Source organism: Roseateles sp. P5_E11 (assembly GCF_054049355.1).
This window is the reverse complement of sequence record NZ_JBFUMO010000086.1, coordinates 1-15,101: the sequence shown is the minus strand read 5'-3', so window position 1 is coordinate 15,101 and position 15,101 is coordinate 1. Positions and strand designations below refer to the sequence as shown.

The following is a 15,101-nucleotide window of genomic DNA, read 5'->3' as shown; positions in this document are numbered from 1 at the left end:
CAACCCCGCCTATGCGACCCCGATGCGCGACGCCGTCGCCGCGCTGGATCTGTCGCGCCTTGCCGCATTGCTGAACTGAGAAAGACCGACATGAGTACGAACACCCTTCCCACGCCGCGCGAACTGCCGGCAGCACCCGTTGGGAACGCCGCCACCGCCTCGACCRTGTCCTCCCGCCTGGACGCCATGCTGTTGATCCGCGCCTACGAGCAGCAGCTCATCGCCGCCGCCTCGCCCAGCAACCCCGGCACCTGCACATCGGTCGGCCAGGAGGCCTGCGCCGCCGGTGTCGTCGCCGCCCTGGGCCCGCAGGACAAGCTGCTCACCAACCATCGCAGCGCCGGCCACCTGCTGGCGCGCGGCGCCGACCCCGAGCGCCTGTTCGCCGAGGTGCTGGGCCGCGCCAGCGGCTATTGCGGTGGCCACTCGGGCTCGCTGCACATCTCGGTCAAGGCACTGGGTGTGGTGCTGACGTCCACCATCGTCGGCGGTGGGCTGTCGCTGGCGCCGGGCGTGGCGCTGGCTCAGAAGCTCGGCGCCCAGCCCGAGGGCATCACAGCCGTGTTCTTCGGCGACGGCGCGGCCTGCCAGGGCATCTTCCACGAGGCCATCAACCTGGCCGCGACCTGGCGCCTGCCGATTCTCTTCGTCTGCGAGAACAACCAGTGGCAGGCCTATGTGCACCGCCGCGAGACCATGCCCGGCGAGCACGTGGCCGACTGGGTGCAGGGCCWTGGCCTGGTGGCCGAGGTGGTGGACGGCAATGACGTCGAGGCCGTTCACGCCGCCGCCGTGCAGGCCGTGGCCGCCATCCGCGACAGCGGCCGCCCGCGCCTGCTCGAGCTGACGACCTACCGCCAACGCGGCCACTTTGAGCCCGACGACCAGGCCTATGTCTGTGCCACCGAGCATGCCCAGTGGCTCAAGCGCGACCCCATCCAACGCCAGGCCGAACGGCTGATGTTGAGTGCCGATGACCTGGCCCGCCGCGAGGCCGGGGTGCGTGGCGCCATCGAGCAGGCCCATGCCGCCGCGCTTGCGGCCCCCTGGCCCCAACTGGCCTGAAGGAGCACGAGAGATGCAAACAATGACTTCCCAGCAAGCGCTGATGGCAGCGCTGCGCCGCGCGATGGCGGCCGACGAGCGCGTCATCTTCATCGGCGAGGGCGTGGCCACCAAGAACCCAGAACTGCTGGCCGCCTTCGGTGCCGAGCGCGTGCGCAACACGCCGCTGGCCGAGGCCAGCATCGTCGGCTGTGCCGTGGGCGCCGCGGCCATGGGCCTGCGCCCCGTCGTGGACCTGCTGTTCTCGCCCTTCCTGATGCTCGCCATGGACGCGTTGGTCAACAGCGCCGGCAAGCTCGGGGCGCTGAGCGGGGGGCAGTTCGAGTTCCCGATGGTGGTGCTGGCCCAGACCGGTGCCGGTTGGTCCATCGGCGGCCAGCACAACCACAACCTGGAGGCGCTGTTCGCCCACGTGCCCGGCCTGCAGGTGTTGATGCCCAGCACGCCGGGCGACAGCGCCGGGCTGCTGACCGGTGCCTTGCGTCAGCCCCTGCCCAGCCTGCTGTTCAGCGACATCGGCCTGGCCCATGCGCCGGGCGACGTGAATGGCGACGAACTGCTGCTGCCCGGGCGCGCCGCGGTGCGCCGGCGCGGCGACGCGCTGACGCTGGTGGGCTACGGCAAGACCGTCGGCCATTGCCTCACCGCTGCGCAGGCCTTGCAGGCGGATGGCGTGGAGGCCGAGGTCATCGACCTGCGCAGTCTCAAGCCGCTGGACACGGCCACCGTGCTGGCCTCGGTGCGCAAGACCGGCCGCCTGCTGTGCGTGACCGAGGCCAGCGGCCTGTGCGGCCTGGCGGCCGAGCTGTGCGCCGTCGTCGCCGAAGAGGCCTTTGCCGAACTGAAGGTCGCGCCCCGGCGCCTGACCGGTCCCGACGCCCCGGCGCTGGCCAGCTGGCCGCTGGAGCAGGCCGCCGTGCCCCGGCCCGAACAGATCGCCGCCCGCGCGCGGGCACTGATGAACACCCAACCCCTGAATGTCTGAACTTGAGACCACCATGAACAAGACCTCGATGACTCTCGCGCTGGCCCTGGCCAGCGCCACCCTGCTGACCTTCACCGCGCAAGCCGCGACGCCCAACTACGGCAGCTATGCCGGCACGACGGGCGGCAACCGCAGCGGCGGCGAAGGCAGCTTCTCGGCCATGGCCAACACGCCGTCGTATTACAAGTACTCCTATGCCTGGGGCATGGCTGCCTTGAGCGACGGCACGCTGCACGCGGCCTCCAGCGCCATACCATGCCCGGGCTGCCATGCCCAGACGGGCGCCGAATCGTTGGCCCGTTTCTGGGACACGGTGGCCTTCCACAACGGCCAGAACCTCGGCCTGGCCAACCTCACCGTCAGCATCGACGGCACGCTGACACCCGGCGGATATGCGCAGGCCTGGGCGCGCTTCTATGTCGGCGACCCCAAGGCCGACTTCTTCGATCACCTGAACGACTACGCCCCGGCCATGCAGCTGAAATCCGGCACGACGGTCCTGGGCGATGAGCTGGCCATCCCCCTGGGCAACAGCAAGGTCTTCATCTATGCCGAGCTCCACACCTCGGCCGTGGCGCTGCCCTATGCCGGCAGCCCCAACACCAGCGCCGACTTCGGCAACACCCTGCACTTCAACTGGACCCTGCCCGACGGCGTGATGACGAGCTCGGCCTCGGGCCAGTTCATGACGGCGGCGGCCGTGCCCGAGCCGTCGAGCTGGATGATGGCCGGCGCCGGCCTGCTGGTGCTGGTCCGCTTGCAGCGCCGCCGCGCTGGCCCATCGACCGCCCGGTAAGGCCTGGACTCGCAGCCCGTGCCGGATTCAGCGGCAGGCGGATGCCGCCAGCCAGTCGGCCAGTTGCGGCAGCATTTCGTCCACCGCCTGGGCCATGGCGCGCACGGCGCCGGGTGCGTCGGGTGTAGCGGCGGCGCGTTCGATGCGCCAGTGGCGTTGCACTGGCGGGCTGGTGGCGCCGGCGGGCCACAGCGTCGCATGCAGGCGCAGCACGACCTGGCTGCTGGCCGGGCTGGCGAACACCTGCTCGAACTCGTCCAGGTTGATGGCCAGCAGCGCCGCCGGCCGGCCAGCGCAGGCGGGTGGCGTGACGAGTTGTTCGCGCAGCCGCTGCGTCAGCAGGGCCGCGGGCGGTGCGGCCCAGAAACTGTCGCGGTAATGCTCCAGGCGCTGGGCCTGCTGGAAGCTGAGGCGATAGGCAATGCCGTCGCCCGACAGCCAGGGCGGCGCCGTCACATCGGCCACGCGCCAGGCCAGCGCACCACCACTGGCGGCCGCCGCAGGCGCGGGGCCGAGGTCGTAGACGGCCCGGGGTGCCGCCGTCGGTGCGAGGGAGCAGGCACTCAAGGCCAGCGCGACGGCCAGCAGGATCGATGCTGTTTTCATTTCTTCAGCCGTTCGGCAAAACCCGTCTCGCCGGGCCCGGGCGGCCGCGCGCTGCGGCCGAACAGCAGGCTCTGCGGCTGGTCACCGAGGTCGTTGGCGGCGCGCTCGATGCTGCGGCTGGCGGCCGACACGTCGGCCAGCACAGGCCGGTTGCGCGGCGGCGTGTCGCCCACCAGCGCGAGTTCGAGGCTGCGGCTGGTGGCCTGCACCTGGGCGGCGGCGGCCTCCAGTTGGTCCAGCGCCTTGGCGCGGGCCTTCAGATCCTGGGCGAGCAACTGGCCATCGGCGGCGAGCGCCTCGATGCGGGTCAGCGCGGCTTGAGCGCGCTTGGCGGTGGCGTCGGAGTCCTTCAGCAACGCCGGCAGTTCGCGGGCGCTGGGCTGCAGGGCAGCCATCAGCTTGCTGGTGTCGCCGGCGGCCTGTTGCAGCTCGGCGAGCGTCTTGCCGAGCTGGATGCGGTTGTCGTCGCTGAGCAGGGCGTTGAGCCGGGTGGCCGTCTCGGCAAAGCCGGTCACCAGGCCCGGGCCGCTCTCGGCCAGGCGATCCAGCAGCGTCGGCCGTAGCGCGAGGCGGGTGCCGGGTGCGGCGCGCTGCAGGGTTCCCTTGGTATCGGCCTCCTCCAGGCCGACAAAGGACAGGCCGGTCACGCCCTGCAGGCCGAGCTGGGCATAGGTTTGGGTCGACACGGGCGCGGCCGCATCGACGGCGATGCCGACGAGGATCTGGCGCGGGTCGACCGGGTCGAAGCCAATCGTCTCGACGTAGCCCACCTCGACACCGCGCAACTTGACCGGCGCCTTCAGGTTCAAGCCGGGCACGCCGCTGCGGGCGACGACGGTGTAACGCACGCGCTCGGTGCGGTCGCCTTGGAACCAGGCGACGCTGCCTGCCAGCATGAGGCCGAGCAGCAGCAGAAAGAGGCCGGCGGCCAGGGCGTGGGCTTTGTTTTCCATAAGTTCAGACGTTAGCGTCTTCACGCAGCACGGCCGGCACGCCGCCGTCATCGCTCGTGTCGTCCAGGCTGAGGCGGAAGCGCCGCACATCCTCCTCGGCGCAGCGCTCGACATGGCCGAGGAAGAAGTTGCGCACAAAGGAATGGGGCAGGCGCGCCACTTCGGACAGCGGGCCGCTGGCGATGATGTGCTGGTCGGCCAGCACGGCAACGCGGTCGACGACGGCGAACAGGGTGTCGACGTCGTGCGTGACCATGACGACGGTCAGGCCCAGCTCCTGGCGCAGGCGCCGCAGCAGCTTGACGAACTGCTTGGCGCTGTCGGGGTCCAGGCCGGCGGTGGGTTCGTCCAGGAACAGCAACTGCGGGTCGAGGATCAGCGCCCGCGCCAGCGACACGCGCTTGACCATGCCGCCCGACAGCTCGGCCGGGCGCTTCAACGCGTCCTCGGGCTTGAGGCCGACCTGGGCCAGTTTCAGCATGACCAGCGGCTTGACGAGGTCGGCCGGCACGCTCTTGAGCTCGCGCAGCGGCAGGGCGACGTTGTCATACACGCTCAGCGCCGAGAACAGCGCGCCGGCCTGGAACAGCACGCCCCAGCGGTAGCGCACGCACTCCAGGTCGCGCACCGCGCAGCGGCCCAGCGGGTGGCCGAAGATCTTCACCGTGCCGGCCTGGGGCACTTCCAGGCCGAGCAGCAGGCGCAGCAGCGTCGTCTTGCCCGAGCCCGAGCCGCCGATCAGCGCCACCACCTCGCCGCGGTGCACGGTCAGGTTGAGGTTGCGATGGATGACATGGCCGCCATAGGCCGTGGTCACGTTCTCGACTTCGATGATGGGTTCCGGATCGTTCATTTCAGACCCCGAGGTTGGAGAAGAGAACCGCGAACACCGCGTCAACGACGATGACCAGCGTGATGGCCGTGACCACCGACTGCGTGACGCTCTGGCCCAGGCTCTCGGTATTGGGCTTCACGCGCAGCCCGAAATGGCAGGCCAGCAGCGCGATGAGCCCACCGAACAGGATGGACTTGATCCAGCCCAGCCACAGGTTGACGGGCTCGACGACGCTGGGCAGGATGTGCACGAACTGCATCGGGTCGAGCTTGAGCTGGGCGCTGGCCGCCGTCATGCCACCCAGTAGCATCAGCCCGCTTGTCCACAGAGCCACCAGCGGTAGCGAGATGGCCAGCGCGATGACCTTGGGCGCCACCAGGCGCACGGTGTGCGAGATGCCCATGACCGACAGCGCGTCCAGCTCCTGCGTGACTCGCATGACGCCGATCTGCGCCGTCATCGCCGAGCCCGAGCGGCCGGCCACGATGATGGCCGCCAGCAGCGGCCCCAGTTCGCGCAGTACCGCCAGGCCGAGGATGTTGATGACGAAGATGTCGGCGCCATAGGCCTTCAGCTGGCGGGAGATCAGATAGGACAGCGTCAGCCCGACGAGAAAGCCCACCAGGGCGGTGATCGGCAGCGCCTGGGCACCGGTGCGGTAGACATTGGCCGAGATCTCGCGCCAGCCGATCAGCGAGGGGTGGCGCAGCATCTGCACGAAGTCCAGCAGCAGGCGGCCGATGAGGGCGACGATGTCGACGCCATGGCGGGCGAAGGCCAGGGTCTTCAAGCTGGCCAGTTCCAGCCCGGGGCCGAGGCTGCGCTTGCGCTTCGGGAAGGCGCCGGGCTGCATGAACTGYGAGAACAGCGTCACATGCTCGGGCAGCCACAGCAGCCGCCGCGGCGGCTTGCGGCCCCAGCCCTGCCACAGCGTCAATGCGCCGGCGGTGTCCAGCCGCCCCAGGGCACGCAGGTCCCACAGCGCATCGGGGGTCTCGGTGACGGCGGCGGCCACGCGCTGGCGGAATTCCACATAGCGCTCGCGCAGGGCCAGCACCGTCCAGTCACCGCTGACCCGCCATTCACGGCCGCTGCCGGTCTCGCCACCGCCGGACTGCAACTGCGGCTCGGCGTCGGATGCGCCGCCGGCCCAGGCCGAGGTCAGGGTGTCCAGGGGCAGGGCGCCGGCTTCGCTCATGGTGCAACGATAGCGCCTCCCAAGGCTTGATGAGGCGGCGGGGGCCGGGGCTTGATAGCGTCCGGCCGTTGATCCGCCCTGCGAAAGACCCTATGGACCGCTTCATCCGCCGCGCCGACCCGCGCACCCTGAGCGTGCGCGACCTGCTCGAGGCGCGCGACCAGTACCACGTCCACATCGCCAACCTGCCCACCGTCATCGGCACGGCCATGGGCCGCTACCGCATCCGGCTGGACGACCCCAACTACGCCGACGAGCATGCCGAACAGACCGGCAAGGAGCTCGGCCCCCGCACGCTGGACAACAGCAATTTCCGGCCCTGGTCCTGGCCCTGCGTGCTGGTCTTCGTCACCGAATGGCTGGACCGCAAGACGCTGTCCCGCCACCCCGAGCTGGCGGTGCCGCCGGTGCTCTACCTGCCCGACGGCCGCCAGGTGCGCACCTGCCCCGTGCTCGTGCAGCGGCGCGTGGCCAACCTGCCGCCGGCCGACACGGCCCTTTATGCCGCGGACAAGTTCGGCCCCAATTTCCAGGTTCATGTGGCCGACCAGGGTGCGACCCGCATGGGCGTGGCGTCGGCCATCGTCGAGGACGGCGCCTGCGCCTTCGCCCTCGTCAGCCGCCACGTGACCTCGGGCACCGAGCCCGGCGCGCCGGTCTTTGCGCTGCCGCGTGGCAAGAAGGTCGGCATTGGGCACATCACGTCGCGCAGCGTCGACGCGCTGCCGCTGGCCGACATCTACCCCGGCTTTGCCGGCCGCGATACCCGGCTGACGCTGGACGCCGCCCTCGTCAAACTCGACAGCATCGGCTCGACCAATTCCCAGTACCTGGGCGTCGGCGGTTTCGGCCCCGTCATCGACCTGAGCTCCGACAAGATGAGCCTCAACCTGATCGGCTGCCCGCTGTTCACGGAGCTGCCGGGTGGCATCCGCACCGAGGGCTGCGTGCATGGGCTGTTCTACCGCCATGCCAGCGTGGGCGGCGTGGATGCGCTGGCGGAATTCCTCATCGGCCCGCGCCGGCCGGGCCAGACCGTGCAGACGCGCCCGGGCGACTCCGGTGCCGTGTGGTTCTGGGACGAGGTGGCCGACCGCGCCGCCAAGGACCAGGGCGCCCCTGCGCCGGTGAACTTCCGGCCGCTGGCCGTGCAATGGGGCGGCCATGGCTTCGGCGCCCTGCATTCGAACCGCGCCACCGAGTTCGCGCTGGCCACCGGCTTCAGTTCGCTGTGCAAGGCGCTGAATGTCGAGCTCGTCGAGGACTGGCGCAGCGGCCAGAGCCGCTACTGGGGCAAGGTCGGCCACTACAACATCGGCTATGCCGCCTGCTTCGCGCTGCAGACGGCCAAGGCCAAGGCCGTCTTCAAGGCCAATGCGACGGCCATCGGCGTCAGCGACGAGGACATCACCGCTGGCAAGCTGCCCGGCGCCACGCAGACATCGAAATTCATCGCTCTGGCCGATGTGCCCGACCTGGTCTGGCGCAGCACCCGAGGCAAGGACAAGGCCAACCACTTCGCTGACATGGACGAGCCCGGCCGCGGGCCCGCCTTCCAGGGCAGGACGCTGATCCAGCTCTGGCAGCAGGACCCGGCGTCGCGCGACCCGCAGGTGTGGGACCAGTTCTACAGCAGCATCGACCCCGCCCGCAAACCCGCGCACCGTGGCGCGCTGCCGTTTCGCGTTGCCGAGCTCTACAAGGTCATGGTGCAGGCCGCTGCCGCCAAGCAGCTCGACGCCTACGTCTGTGCCGCCGGCGTGCTGGCCCACTACATTGGCGACGCCTGCCAGCCCCTGCATGTCTCGCAGCTGCACCATGGCCAGCCGGACGACGCCGACGACGACAAGGTGCATGCCGTCTACGAGGACGACATGCTGAACCAGGCCGCCGACGAGGTGGTGGTCGGCGTCAAGCAGCGCGTGGGTGCGGCGGTGAAGCGCCCGTTGTTCACGGGCCCCATGGCGGCGGCGGACGCCGTCGTGCAGCTGATGCGCCGCACCATCGAGGAGTTGCCGCCCGAGGAGGTGCTCGAGGTCTACCGCCGGGTGCATGGCCGTGGCCAGTCGGCGGCGATGTGGGCCGCACTGGGCGAGCGCACCATGAACCGCATGGCCGACGGCGCCGTCACGCTGGCGACGGTCTGGCAGTCGGCCTGGAAGGAAGGCAAGGGCGAGCAGAACTTCACCGCGGCCGCCTGCAAGCTGCCCGTGCCCACCGTGCGCCTGAAGAAGCTCTATGACACCAAGGGCTTTGCCGAATCGCACTGGCTGCATGAGATGACGTTGGCCGGCCTGGCCTAGCCCCCTGAGCCGGGGGCTCGCTACCATCGCTTTGAACCTCCTGGCACCGAGCCGGGACTCATACGCAATGGAACCCCGTGTGGCGAGCATGTTGAAGTGGCCCAGCATCAGGAAAAAGCGCGATGACGCCCCGTCGGCCCCGGCTGCTTCTGCCCGCGGGCCGGCGGCCGAGGTGCTGGAACTGGCCTTGYTGGAGGGCATCAAGCGCGGGCAGCGGGCGGAATTCGACGCCCTCTATCGGGTTTACCACCCCCGGCTGTGGCGCTTTCTGTCGCATCTGATGCGCCAGCCGGAAGCCATCGAGGAGGTGCTGAACGACACCCTGATGGTCGTCTGGCAGCGCGCCGACAGCTTCGACGGGCGCAGCAAGCTGTCGACCTGGATCTTCGGCATCGCCTACCGCAAGGCCCTGAAGGCGCTCAGCCGCCAGGACCTGCCGGTGGACGGCGACAGCGTCGAGGAGCCGACCGACCCAGGGCCAGGACCCGAGCAGCGCCTGGGGCTGGAGCAGCTGCGCGGCCGGCTGCGCGCAGCGATGGCCGAGTTGTCGCCGGAGCACCGCGCAGTCGTGGAGCTGTGCTATTTCCATGACATGGCCTATGCCGAGATCGCCGATGTCGTCGGCTGCCCGCCCGAGACCGTCAAGACACGGATGTTTTATGCCCGGCGCCGGCTGCGCCTCCTGCTCGACGATCTCGCCGGGCTGGAGCAAGGAGAACTGTGATGAGTGTGGTGATTCCGATGGAACATGACGAGCATGCCGCCGTGCAGGCGCTGCTGCCCTGGTATGCGCGCGGCCAGCTGGGCGAGGACGAGACCGGCCAGGTGCAACGCCATCTGCTGCATTGCACCGCCTGCCGCAACGAGCTGGCAGCCGAGCAGCCCATGCAGACGCTGCTGAACGTGGCCGGTACGCCGCTGCAGGGCGGTGACGTCGAGGCGGGGCTGGCGAAGATGCATGCGCTGATGCAGCTTGCCAAGCCAAAACCTGCCCGTGCGGCGCGTTGGATGCCCTGGGCCCTGGGCCTGCAAGGTGCGGCCGTCGCGTTGTTGCTGGCCCTGGTGCTGGCGCCGCGCCCCGACGGGCCGACCTACCAGGGCCTGTCCGCCAGCGGCAGCGTGCCGGTCGTGGCGGATGCCTTGGTGATGTTCAAGCCCGGCACCACCGAGAAGGCGGTGCGGGAACTGCTGCAGGCCCAGGGCGCCGGCGTCGTYGCCGGCCCCACGGAGACCGGCGCCTGGCTGCTGCGTGTCGACGCCCGGGGCCTCGCCGCCCTGCGCACGGCTCCCATCGTCGCCCTGGCCGAGCCGCTGCAACCGGGGCCGGCCCAATGAGACTTTGGCTGCGCTTGCTGGTGCTGCTGGCCTGCTGCCTGACCGGCAGTGGCGCCCATTCCCAGGCCGAGGAGGCCCAGCGCCAGGTCCTCGTCATGCTGCAGCTGCCCAAGGCCCATTACCGGCCCGACGGCAGCTATGCAGGCACCTACGGCGAGGGCGTGGGCCGGCAGTCGCGCCAGCAGGTCGCCCAGTCGCTGGCCCAGGCCCACAAGCTGGAGATGCGCAGCGAATGGGCCATGCCGCTGGCCGGCGTGGACTGCTTCGTCATGCGCCTGCCCGAGGGCGACACGCGCAGCCCGATCAAGGTCGCCGAGGCCGTGGCCGAAGACAAGCGCGTCGCCTGGGCCCAGCCCGTCAGCCTCTACCGCGCCCAGGGCAGCCAGCAGGAGCCGCTCTACCAGGCCCAGCCGGCTGCACGCCAGTGGCATCTGGCCGAGTTGCACCAGTTGGCTACCGGCCGCGGCGTGCGCGTGGCCATCGTCGACAGCGGCGTGGAGGCCAACCACCCCGACCYCGCCGGCCAGGTCGCCCTCAACGAGAACTTCGTCGACGACAAGGCACTGCCGGCCGAGGGCCATGGCACGGCCGTGGCCGGCATCATCGCGGCGCGGGCCGACAACGGCCTRGGCATCGCCGGCATCGCGCCCCAGGCCCGGTTGCTGGCCCTGCGTGCCTGCTGGCAGGCGGCAGGCACCCAGACGCTGTGCACGAGCCTGGGCCTGGCCAAGGCCTTGTACGCGGCCATCCAGCAGGGTGCCCACATCATCAACATGAGCCTCGGCGGGCCGGACGACCGCCTGCTCGCGCTGCTGCTGGACCAGGCCCAGGCGCGCGGCGCCACCGTGGTCGCGGCGATGCCGAGCGAGAACGGGCCCTTTCCGGCCAACCATCCCGGCGTGCTCGTCGTCGGCCTCGCGCCGCCACTGCCCGCAGGCGCCGTGATCGCGCCGGGGCGTGACGTGCCCAGCACGGCCGTGGGCGGTGGCTGGTCGTTGGTATCGGGATCGTCCTTCGCGGCCGCGCATGCGACCGGCCTGCTCGCCCTGGTGCGCGAGCTCGACGGCACACGCGGCACCCTGGCGCTGAAGACGGCGCTGGTCAACACCGCCCAGGGCCGCATCGACAGCTGCGCGACACTGGCCCGCCACGCCGGTACTCGCGGCCCAACCTGCAAGATGCTGGGGCAAACTGCCGATTGATGCTTCCCCCCGCGCACCTGGCCCGACTGACGACGCTGGTCGCCACGCTGCTGGCCGGCGCGGGCGCAGCCTGGGCCGACGTGGGCGGCACGCTGTCGCTGCAGACGGATGCGCGGGAGCGCGGCATGTCGTACAGCGCCAACCGTCCCAGCGCCCAGCTTGGCCTGGCCTGGGACGGCGAGGCTGGCTGGTATGGCGGGGCACAGCTGGCGCATGCTCGCTTTTCCCAGCGGCGTGGCGCCGCGCTGCAGCTCTATGGCGGCCGGGTCTTCGGCCTGGCGCCGGGCCTGGACGGCGAGGCCGGCATCGTCGCGCATGCCTACGAGAACGTGTCGCGCTACGACTACCAGGAGGTCTATGCCGGGCTGCTGGGGGAGCGTTGGAACCTGCGCGCCTATGTCTCGCCCGACTACTACGGCATCGGCCAGCGCAGCGTCTATGCCGAATTCAACCTGCGCTGGCCATTGGCGCGGGGCGTGGCGGCCTTGGGGCATGTCGGCCTGCTGCACGGCCGCGGCGGCCGGGCCTCGCCCTATGCCGAGCCGCATGGCGCGACGCGTGCGGACCTGCGCCTGGGTGCGTCCTGGCAACTCGGCGCGAGCAGCGATCTGCAGCTTGCCTGGACAGCAGCCGGCCGCGGCGGCCCCTACACCTGGACGGACGCGACACGCCGGCGCGCGCTGGTGCTCGGCCTGACGACCGCGTTCTGAATCCCTAGCTTGCCTTGAACCTGCGCTGCAGGCGCTGGCACTCACGCCGCAGTGAAGCCAGGAAAGGGCAGTGATGAGGATCTCGAAACCATGGGTGGCTGCGCTGGGCGCTGCAGCCGCTTTGATCGCGGGTTGCGGCGGCGGCAGCGGTGAAGGGCTGGACGCCAACGGCCGGCCGCTCGGCGAGGGCGACGACCCCAGCGGCCCGATGACGGCCAGCTTCAGTTCCATCCAGTCGCATGTCTTCACGCCCGTCTGCACGGCCTGCCACGCCGGCGCGGCCGCGCCCCGCGGCCTGCGGCTGGACGCGACCAACAGCTTCGCGATGCTGGTGGGTGTATCCAGCGGCGGCGTGCCGGCGCTCAAGCGCGTGGCGCCGGGCGATGCGGACAACAGCTACCTGATCCACAAGCTCGAAGGCCACCAGGCCGTCGGTGCGCGCATGCCGCTGGGTGGTCCTTATCTGGATGCCCAGACCATCGGCCTGATCCGCCAATGGATCAACAACGGAGCCCAGAAATGATGGCCGCACGACTGCTTCTCGGCCTGGCCCTCGCGCTGCTGTTCTCGGCCGTAAAGGCCGAGCCCTATCTCGCCATCCGCGCCGGCCTCAAATGCGTGGCCTGCCATGTGAACCCCTCGGGCGGCGGCCTGCGCAATGCGGTGGGCAACACCTTCGCGCAGAACGTCATCCCGGCCAACGCTTTGCCCGACGCACTGCAGGGCTGGAACGGCTCGCTGCTGGATGATCGCCTGCGTCTGGGCGGCGACCTGCGCACAGCGACGACGCGCACCTCCGTCTCGGGCCAGCCCACGCGCAGCGTCGGCGGTACCGAGCAGGTGCGCCTGTACGCCGACGTGCAGCTCATCAAGGACTACCTCGGCGCCTACCTCGATCAGCAGGTCGCGCCCGGCAAGTCCGAGCGCCAGGAGGCCTATGTGCGCCTGCAGACGCCCGGCCTGGGCTGGTATGCCAAGGCCGGCCAGTTCTACCTGCCCTTTGGCTGGCGCCTGCAGGACAGCCTGGCCTTCGTTCGCCAGCTCAGCGGGGTCAGCATGACCGTGCCCGACAAGGGCCTTGAGCTGGGGCACGAGAGCGATGACTGGTCCCTGCAGCTCGTGCGCAGCAACGGCCCTGGCAACACGGGCAATTCCAACGGCCACCAGACGACGGCCCAGGCCATCTGGATGCAGCCCTGGGGCCGCGTCGGCGCAGCGGCCGCGCAGGTCAAGTCGGCGGCAGGCAACCGCCAGGCTTACGGCCTCTTTGCCGGCACGACGACCGGGCCGGTGGCCTGGCTGGCCGAGATCGACATGGTCAGCGACGCCGGCTACCCCGAGGGCAAGCGCAAGCAATACGCGACGCTGCTGGAGGCCAACTGGCTGGTGCAGCAGGGCCACAACCTCAAGCTCACCGGTGAGTACCTCGACCCTGACCGCCGTGTGGCCCACGACAACAAGGTGCGCTACAGCCTCGTCTACGAGTACACGCCCTTCGCCTTCGCGCAGCTGCGCGCGGGCTATCGCAAGTTTGGTGGCATCCCGCAGAACGCCATCGACAACCGGCGGCAAAGCTTTGTCGAACTGCATGGAATGTTCTAGCGTCATCGGCCCAAAGACGGCGGGCGTGAGTGCCGAGCCCGAGGTGCAAGCGGCGGTGGGTGTGCCGATGCATTTCTACGGGAGGCGCAAAGGCTCGTCGCCGGCGGTTGGGGGTGCCGCTGCCTCCGCCGCCGTCCCGACGCTGCGGCCTAAGCCAGCCATTCTGCTGTTTAACCCCTGGGCGACCCGCACAGGCCGCGTACCCAACAGCTTGCTGCACATTGCGGCGGCGCTTGGCGACGGCTATGACGTCGAGCTGGTCGACGGCAACCTCGAGCCAGATCCCTGGGTGGTGATCGAGAGGCTGCTGGCTTCCGGGCGATTCGGTTTTTTCGGCTGTACGGTAATGCCTGGACCGCAGTTGCGGCAGGCGGTGCCGATCACTCGCCAGGTTAGCGAGCACTTTCCCCTGGTCGTCACGATCTGGGGCGGCTACTTTCCATCCAACCATCCGCAGGCCGTCCTTCAGTCGGGCTGGGTGGACTACGTCGTGCAATCGGCCGGCGAGGGTTCACTGCCGGCATTGCTGGCGGCGTTGTGCGCGGGCCGTTCGCCCGACCAGATCCCCGGGCTGATTTTCCAGCGGAGTGGCGAAGTGGTGCGCACCGGCAAGGCCCCGCTGCCGAACCTCGACAGTCAGCCATCACTGCCGCTGAAACTGCTGGCCCGGCGTCATCCGATCAAACGCTATCTGCCGCGCACCTTCCTTGGCCGCCGGACCCATGCCATGCACACCAGCATGGGCTGTCCGTTCATGTGCGCGTTCTGCGCCGTGGTGCCGCTCTACCAAGGCCGCTGGGTGGCGCGCTCGGCCGAGCTTGTCGCCGACGACGTGCTGCAGATGCGCGACATGCATGGCGTGGATGCCATCGAATTCACCGACAACAACTTCTTTGTTGCCGAGAAACGCGTGCGCGCCTTCGCCGAGCGCATGCGTGGGCAGGGCGTGACCTGGTGGGGCGAAGGTCGCATCGACACGCTGGACCGCTACAGCGACGAGACGTTGTCGCTGATGCGCGAAGCGGGCTGCCGCATGATCTTCTTCGGCGCCGAAAGCGGCGACGACGAAGTGCTGGCCATGGTCGATAAGGGTGGGCGCCAGTCAGGCGAGCAGATCCTGCGGTTCGCCGCCCGCCTGCTGTCGTTCGGCATCATTCCCGAGTATTCGTTCGTGCTGGGCTTTCCCCGGCCCACCGAGGCCGAGGTCTGGGCGCAGATCCACCGCGACATCAGCTTCATCCGGCGCCTGAAAGACCAGAGCCCGGCGACCGAAATCATCCTCTACATCTACAGCCCGGTGCCCACCGAGGGCAGCACGCTGCAGCAGCACAGCCAGGCCGCGGGATTCCGCTTCCCGAGCACGCTGGAGGAATGGGTCAGCCCGTCATGGGAGTCCTTCGACTTGCATCGCAATCCGCTGACACCGTGGCTGACGACCGCAATGGTGCGCCACATCCATGACTTCGAGACGGTGATCAACGCCCGCTACCCGACGCGCACGGATTTCACCC

The 15,101-nt window shown here is 69.8% G+C and carries 15 protein-coding genes; 11 read left to right on the top strand and 4 right to left on the bottom strand.

The features are described from left to right. Positions 1-90 precede the first annotated feature (90 nt). Genes ACXJKR_RS09380 through ACXJKR_RS09370 form a run of 3 tightly spaced genes read left to right on the top strand, consistent with a single transcriptional unit; the run spans position 91 to position 2,846 of the window. Entirely contained in the window at positions 91-1,065 is a 975-nt protein-coding gene (locus ACXJKR_RS09380; protein WP_457322618.1) for a thiamine pyrophosphate-dependent dehydrogenase E1 component subunit alpha, read from the top strand. A gap of 13 nt (positions 1,066-1,078) precedes the next feature. Further along, entirely contained in the window at positions 1,079-2,050 is a 972-nt protein-coding gene (locus ACXJKR_RS09375) for an alpha-ketoacid dehydrogenase subunit beta (RefSeq protein ID WP_457322617.1), read from the top strand. Positions 2,051-2,063: 13 nt separating this feature from the next. Further along, entirely contained in the window at positions 2,064-2,846 is a 783-nt protein-coding gene (locus ACXJKR_RS09370) for a PEP-CTERM sorting domain-containing protein (protein WP_457322616.1), read from the top strand. Between the two features lie 27 nt (positions 2,847-2,873). Here ACXJKR_RS09370 and ACXJKR_RS09365 read toward each other — a convergent pair whose 3' ends face one another. From ACXJKR_RS09365 to ACXJKR_RS09350, 4 genes are read right to left on the bottom strand one after another with little or no spacing between them, the layout of a single operon-like run. Beyond that, positions 2,874-3,452 (bottom strand): ABC-type transport auxiliary lipoprotein family protein, encoded by a 579-nt coding sequence (locus ACXJKR_RS09365; protein ID WP_056197320.1) that lies wholly within the window; start codon positions 3,450-3,452, stop codon positions 2,874-2,876. Beyond that, positions 3,449-4,405: an MlaD family protein gene (locus ACXJKR_RS09360; RefSeq protein ID WP_457322615.1), complete on the bottom strand. Its 957-nt coding sequence runs from the start codon at positions 4,403-4,405 to the stop codon at positions 3,449-3,451. The genes ACXJKR_RS09365 and ACXJKR_RS09360 overlap by 4 nt, the downstream gene beginning before the upstream one ends. Before the next feature lie 4 nt (positions 4,406-4,409). Continuing rightward, positions 4,410-5,258 (bottom strand): ABC transporter ATP-binding protein, encoded by an 849-nt coding sequence (locus ACXJKR_RS09355; protein ID WP_457322614.1) that lies wholly within the window; start codon positions 5,256-5,258, stop codon positions 4,410-4,412. Position 5,259: 1 nt separating this feature from the next. Further along, positions 5,260-6,438 carry an MlaE family ABC transporter permease gene (locus ACXJKR_RS09350; protein ID WP_457322613.1) on the bottom strand — a complete coding sequence of 393 codons (1,179 nt, stop codon included), beginning with the start codon at positions 6,436-6,438 and terminating at the stop codon, positions 5,260-5,262. Positions 6,439-6,530: 92 nt separating this feature from the next. On the opposite strand from ACXJKR_RS09350, the gene ACXJKR_RS09345 reads away from it, so the two are divergent. The 8 genes from ACXJKR_RS09345 to ACXJKR_RS09310 all read left to right on the top strand — a co-directional run. Continuing rightward, positions 6,531-8,741, top strand: a complete 2,211-nt coding sequence (locus ACXJKR_RS09345) for a hypothetical protein (protein ID WP_457322612.1) — start codon at positions 6,531-6,533, stop codon at positions 8,739-8,741. Positions 8,742-8,829: 88 nt separating this feature from the next. Beyond that, positions 8,830-9,465, top strand: a complete 636-nt coding sequence (locus ACXJKR_RS09340) for an RNA polymerase sigma factor (RefSeq protein WP_457322611.1) — start codon at positions 8,830-8,832, stop codon at positions 9,463-9,465. Then, entirely contained in the window at positions 9,465-10,076 is a 612-nt protein-coding gene (locus tag ACXJKR_RS09335; RefSeq protein ID WP_457322610.1) for a zf-HC2 domain-containing protein, read from the top strand. Before ACXJKR_RS09340 ends, ACXJKR_RS09335 begins: the two co-directional genes overlap by 1 nt. Further along, positions 10,073-11,278: a S8 family peptidase gene (locus ACXJKR_RS09330; RefSeq protein ID WP_457322609.1), complete on the top strand. Its 1,206-nt coding sequence runs from the start codon at positions 10,073-10,075 to the stop codon at positions 11,276-11,278. Before ACXJKR_RS09335 ends, ACXJKR_RS09330 begins: the two co-directional genes overlap by 4 nt. Continuing rightward, on the top strand, positions 11,278-11,988 hold the full coding sequence (locus tag ACXJKR_RS09325) for a TorF family putative porin (protein ID WP_457322608.1): 711 nt from the start codon (positions 11,278-11,280) through the stop codon (positions 11,986-11,988). Before ACXJKR_RS09330 ends, ACXJKR_RS09325 begins: the two co-directional genes overlap by 1 nt. 73 nt (positions 11,989-12,061) lie before the next feature. Continuing rightward, on the top strand, positions 12,062-12,511 hold the full coding sequence (locus ACXJKR_RS09320; RefSeq protein WP_056197307.1) for a hypothetical protein: 450 nt from the start codon (positions 12,062-12,064) through the stop codon (positions 12,509-12,511). Further along, positions 12,508-13,590 carry a hypothetical protein gene (locus ACXJKR_RS09315; protein ID WP_457322607.1) on the top strand — a complete coding sequence of 361 codons (1,083 nt, stop codon included), beginning with the start codon at positions 12,508-12,510 and terminating at the stop codon, positions 13,588-13,590. The genes ACXJKR_RS09320 and ACXJKR_RS09315 overlap by 4 nt, the downstream gene beginning before the upstream one ends. Before the next feature lie 25 nt (positions 13,591-13,615). After that, positions 13,616-15,101: B12-binding domain-containing radical SAM protein (locus ACXJKR_RS09310; protein ID WP_457322606.1), on the top strand; the 1,486-nt coding region annotated here is incomplete at its 3' end.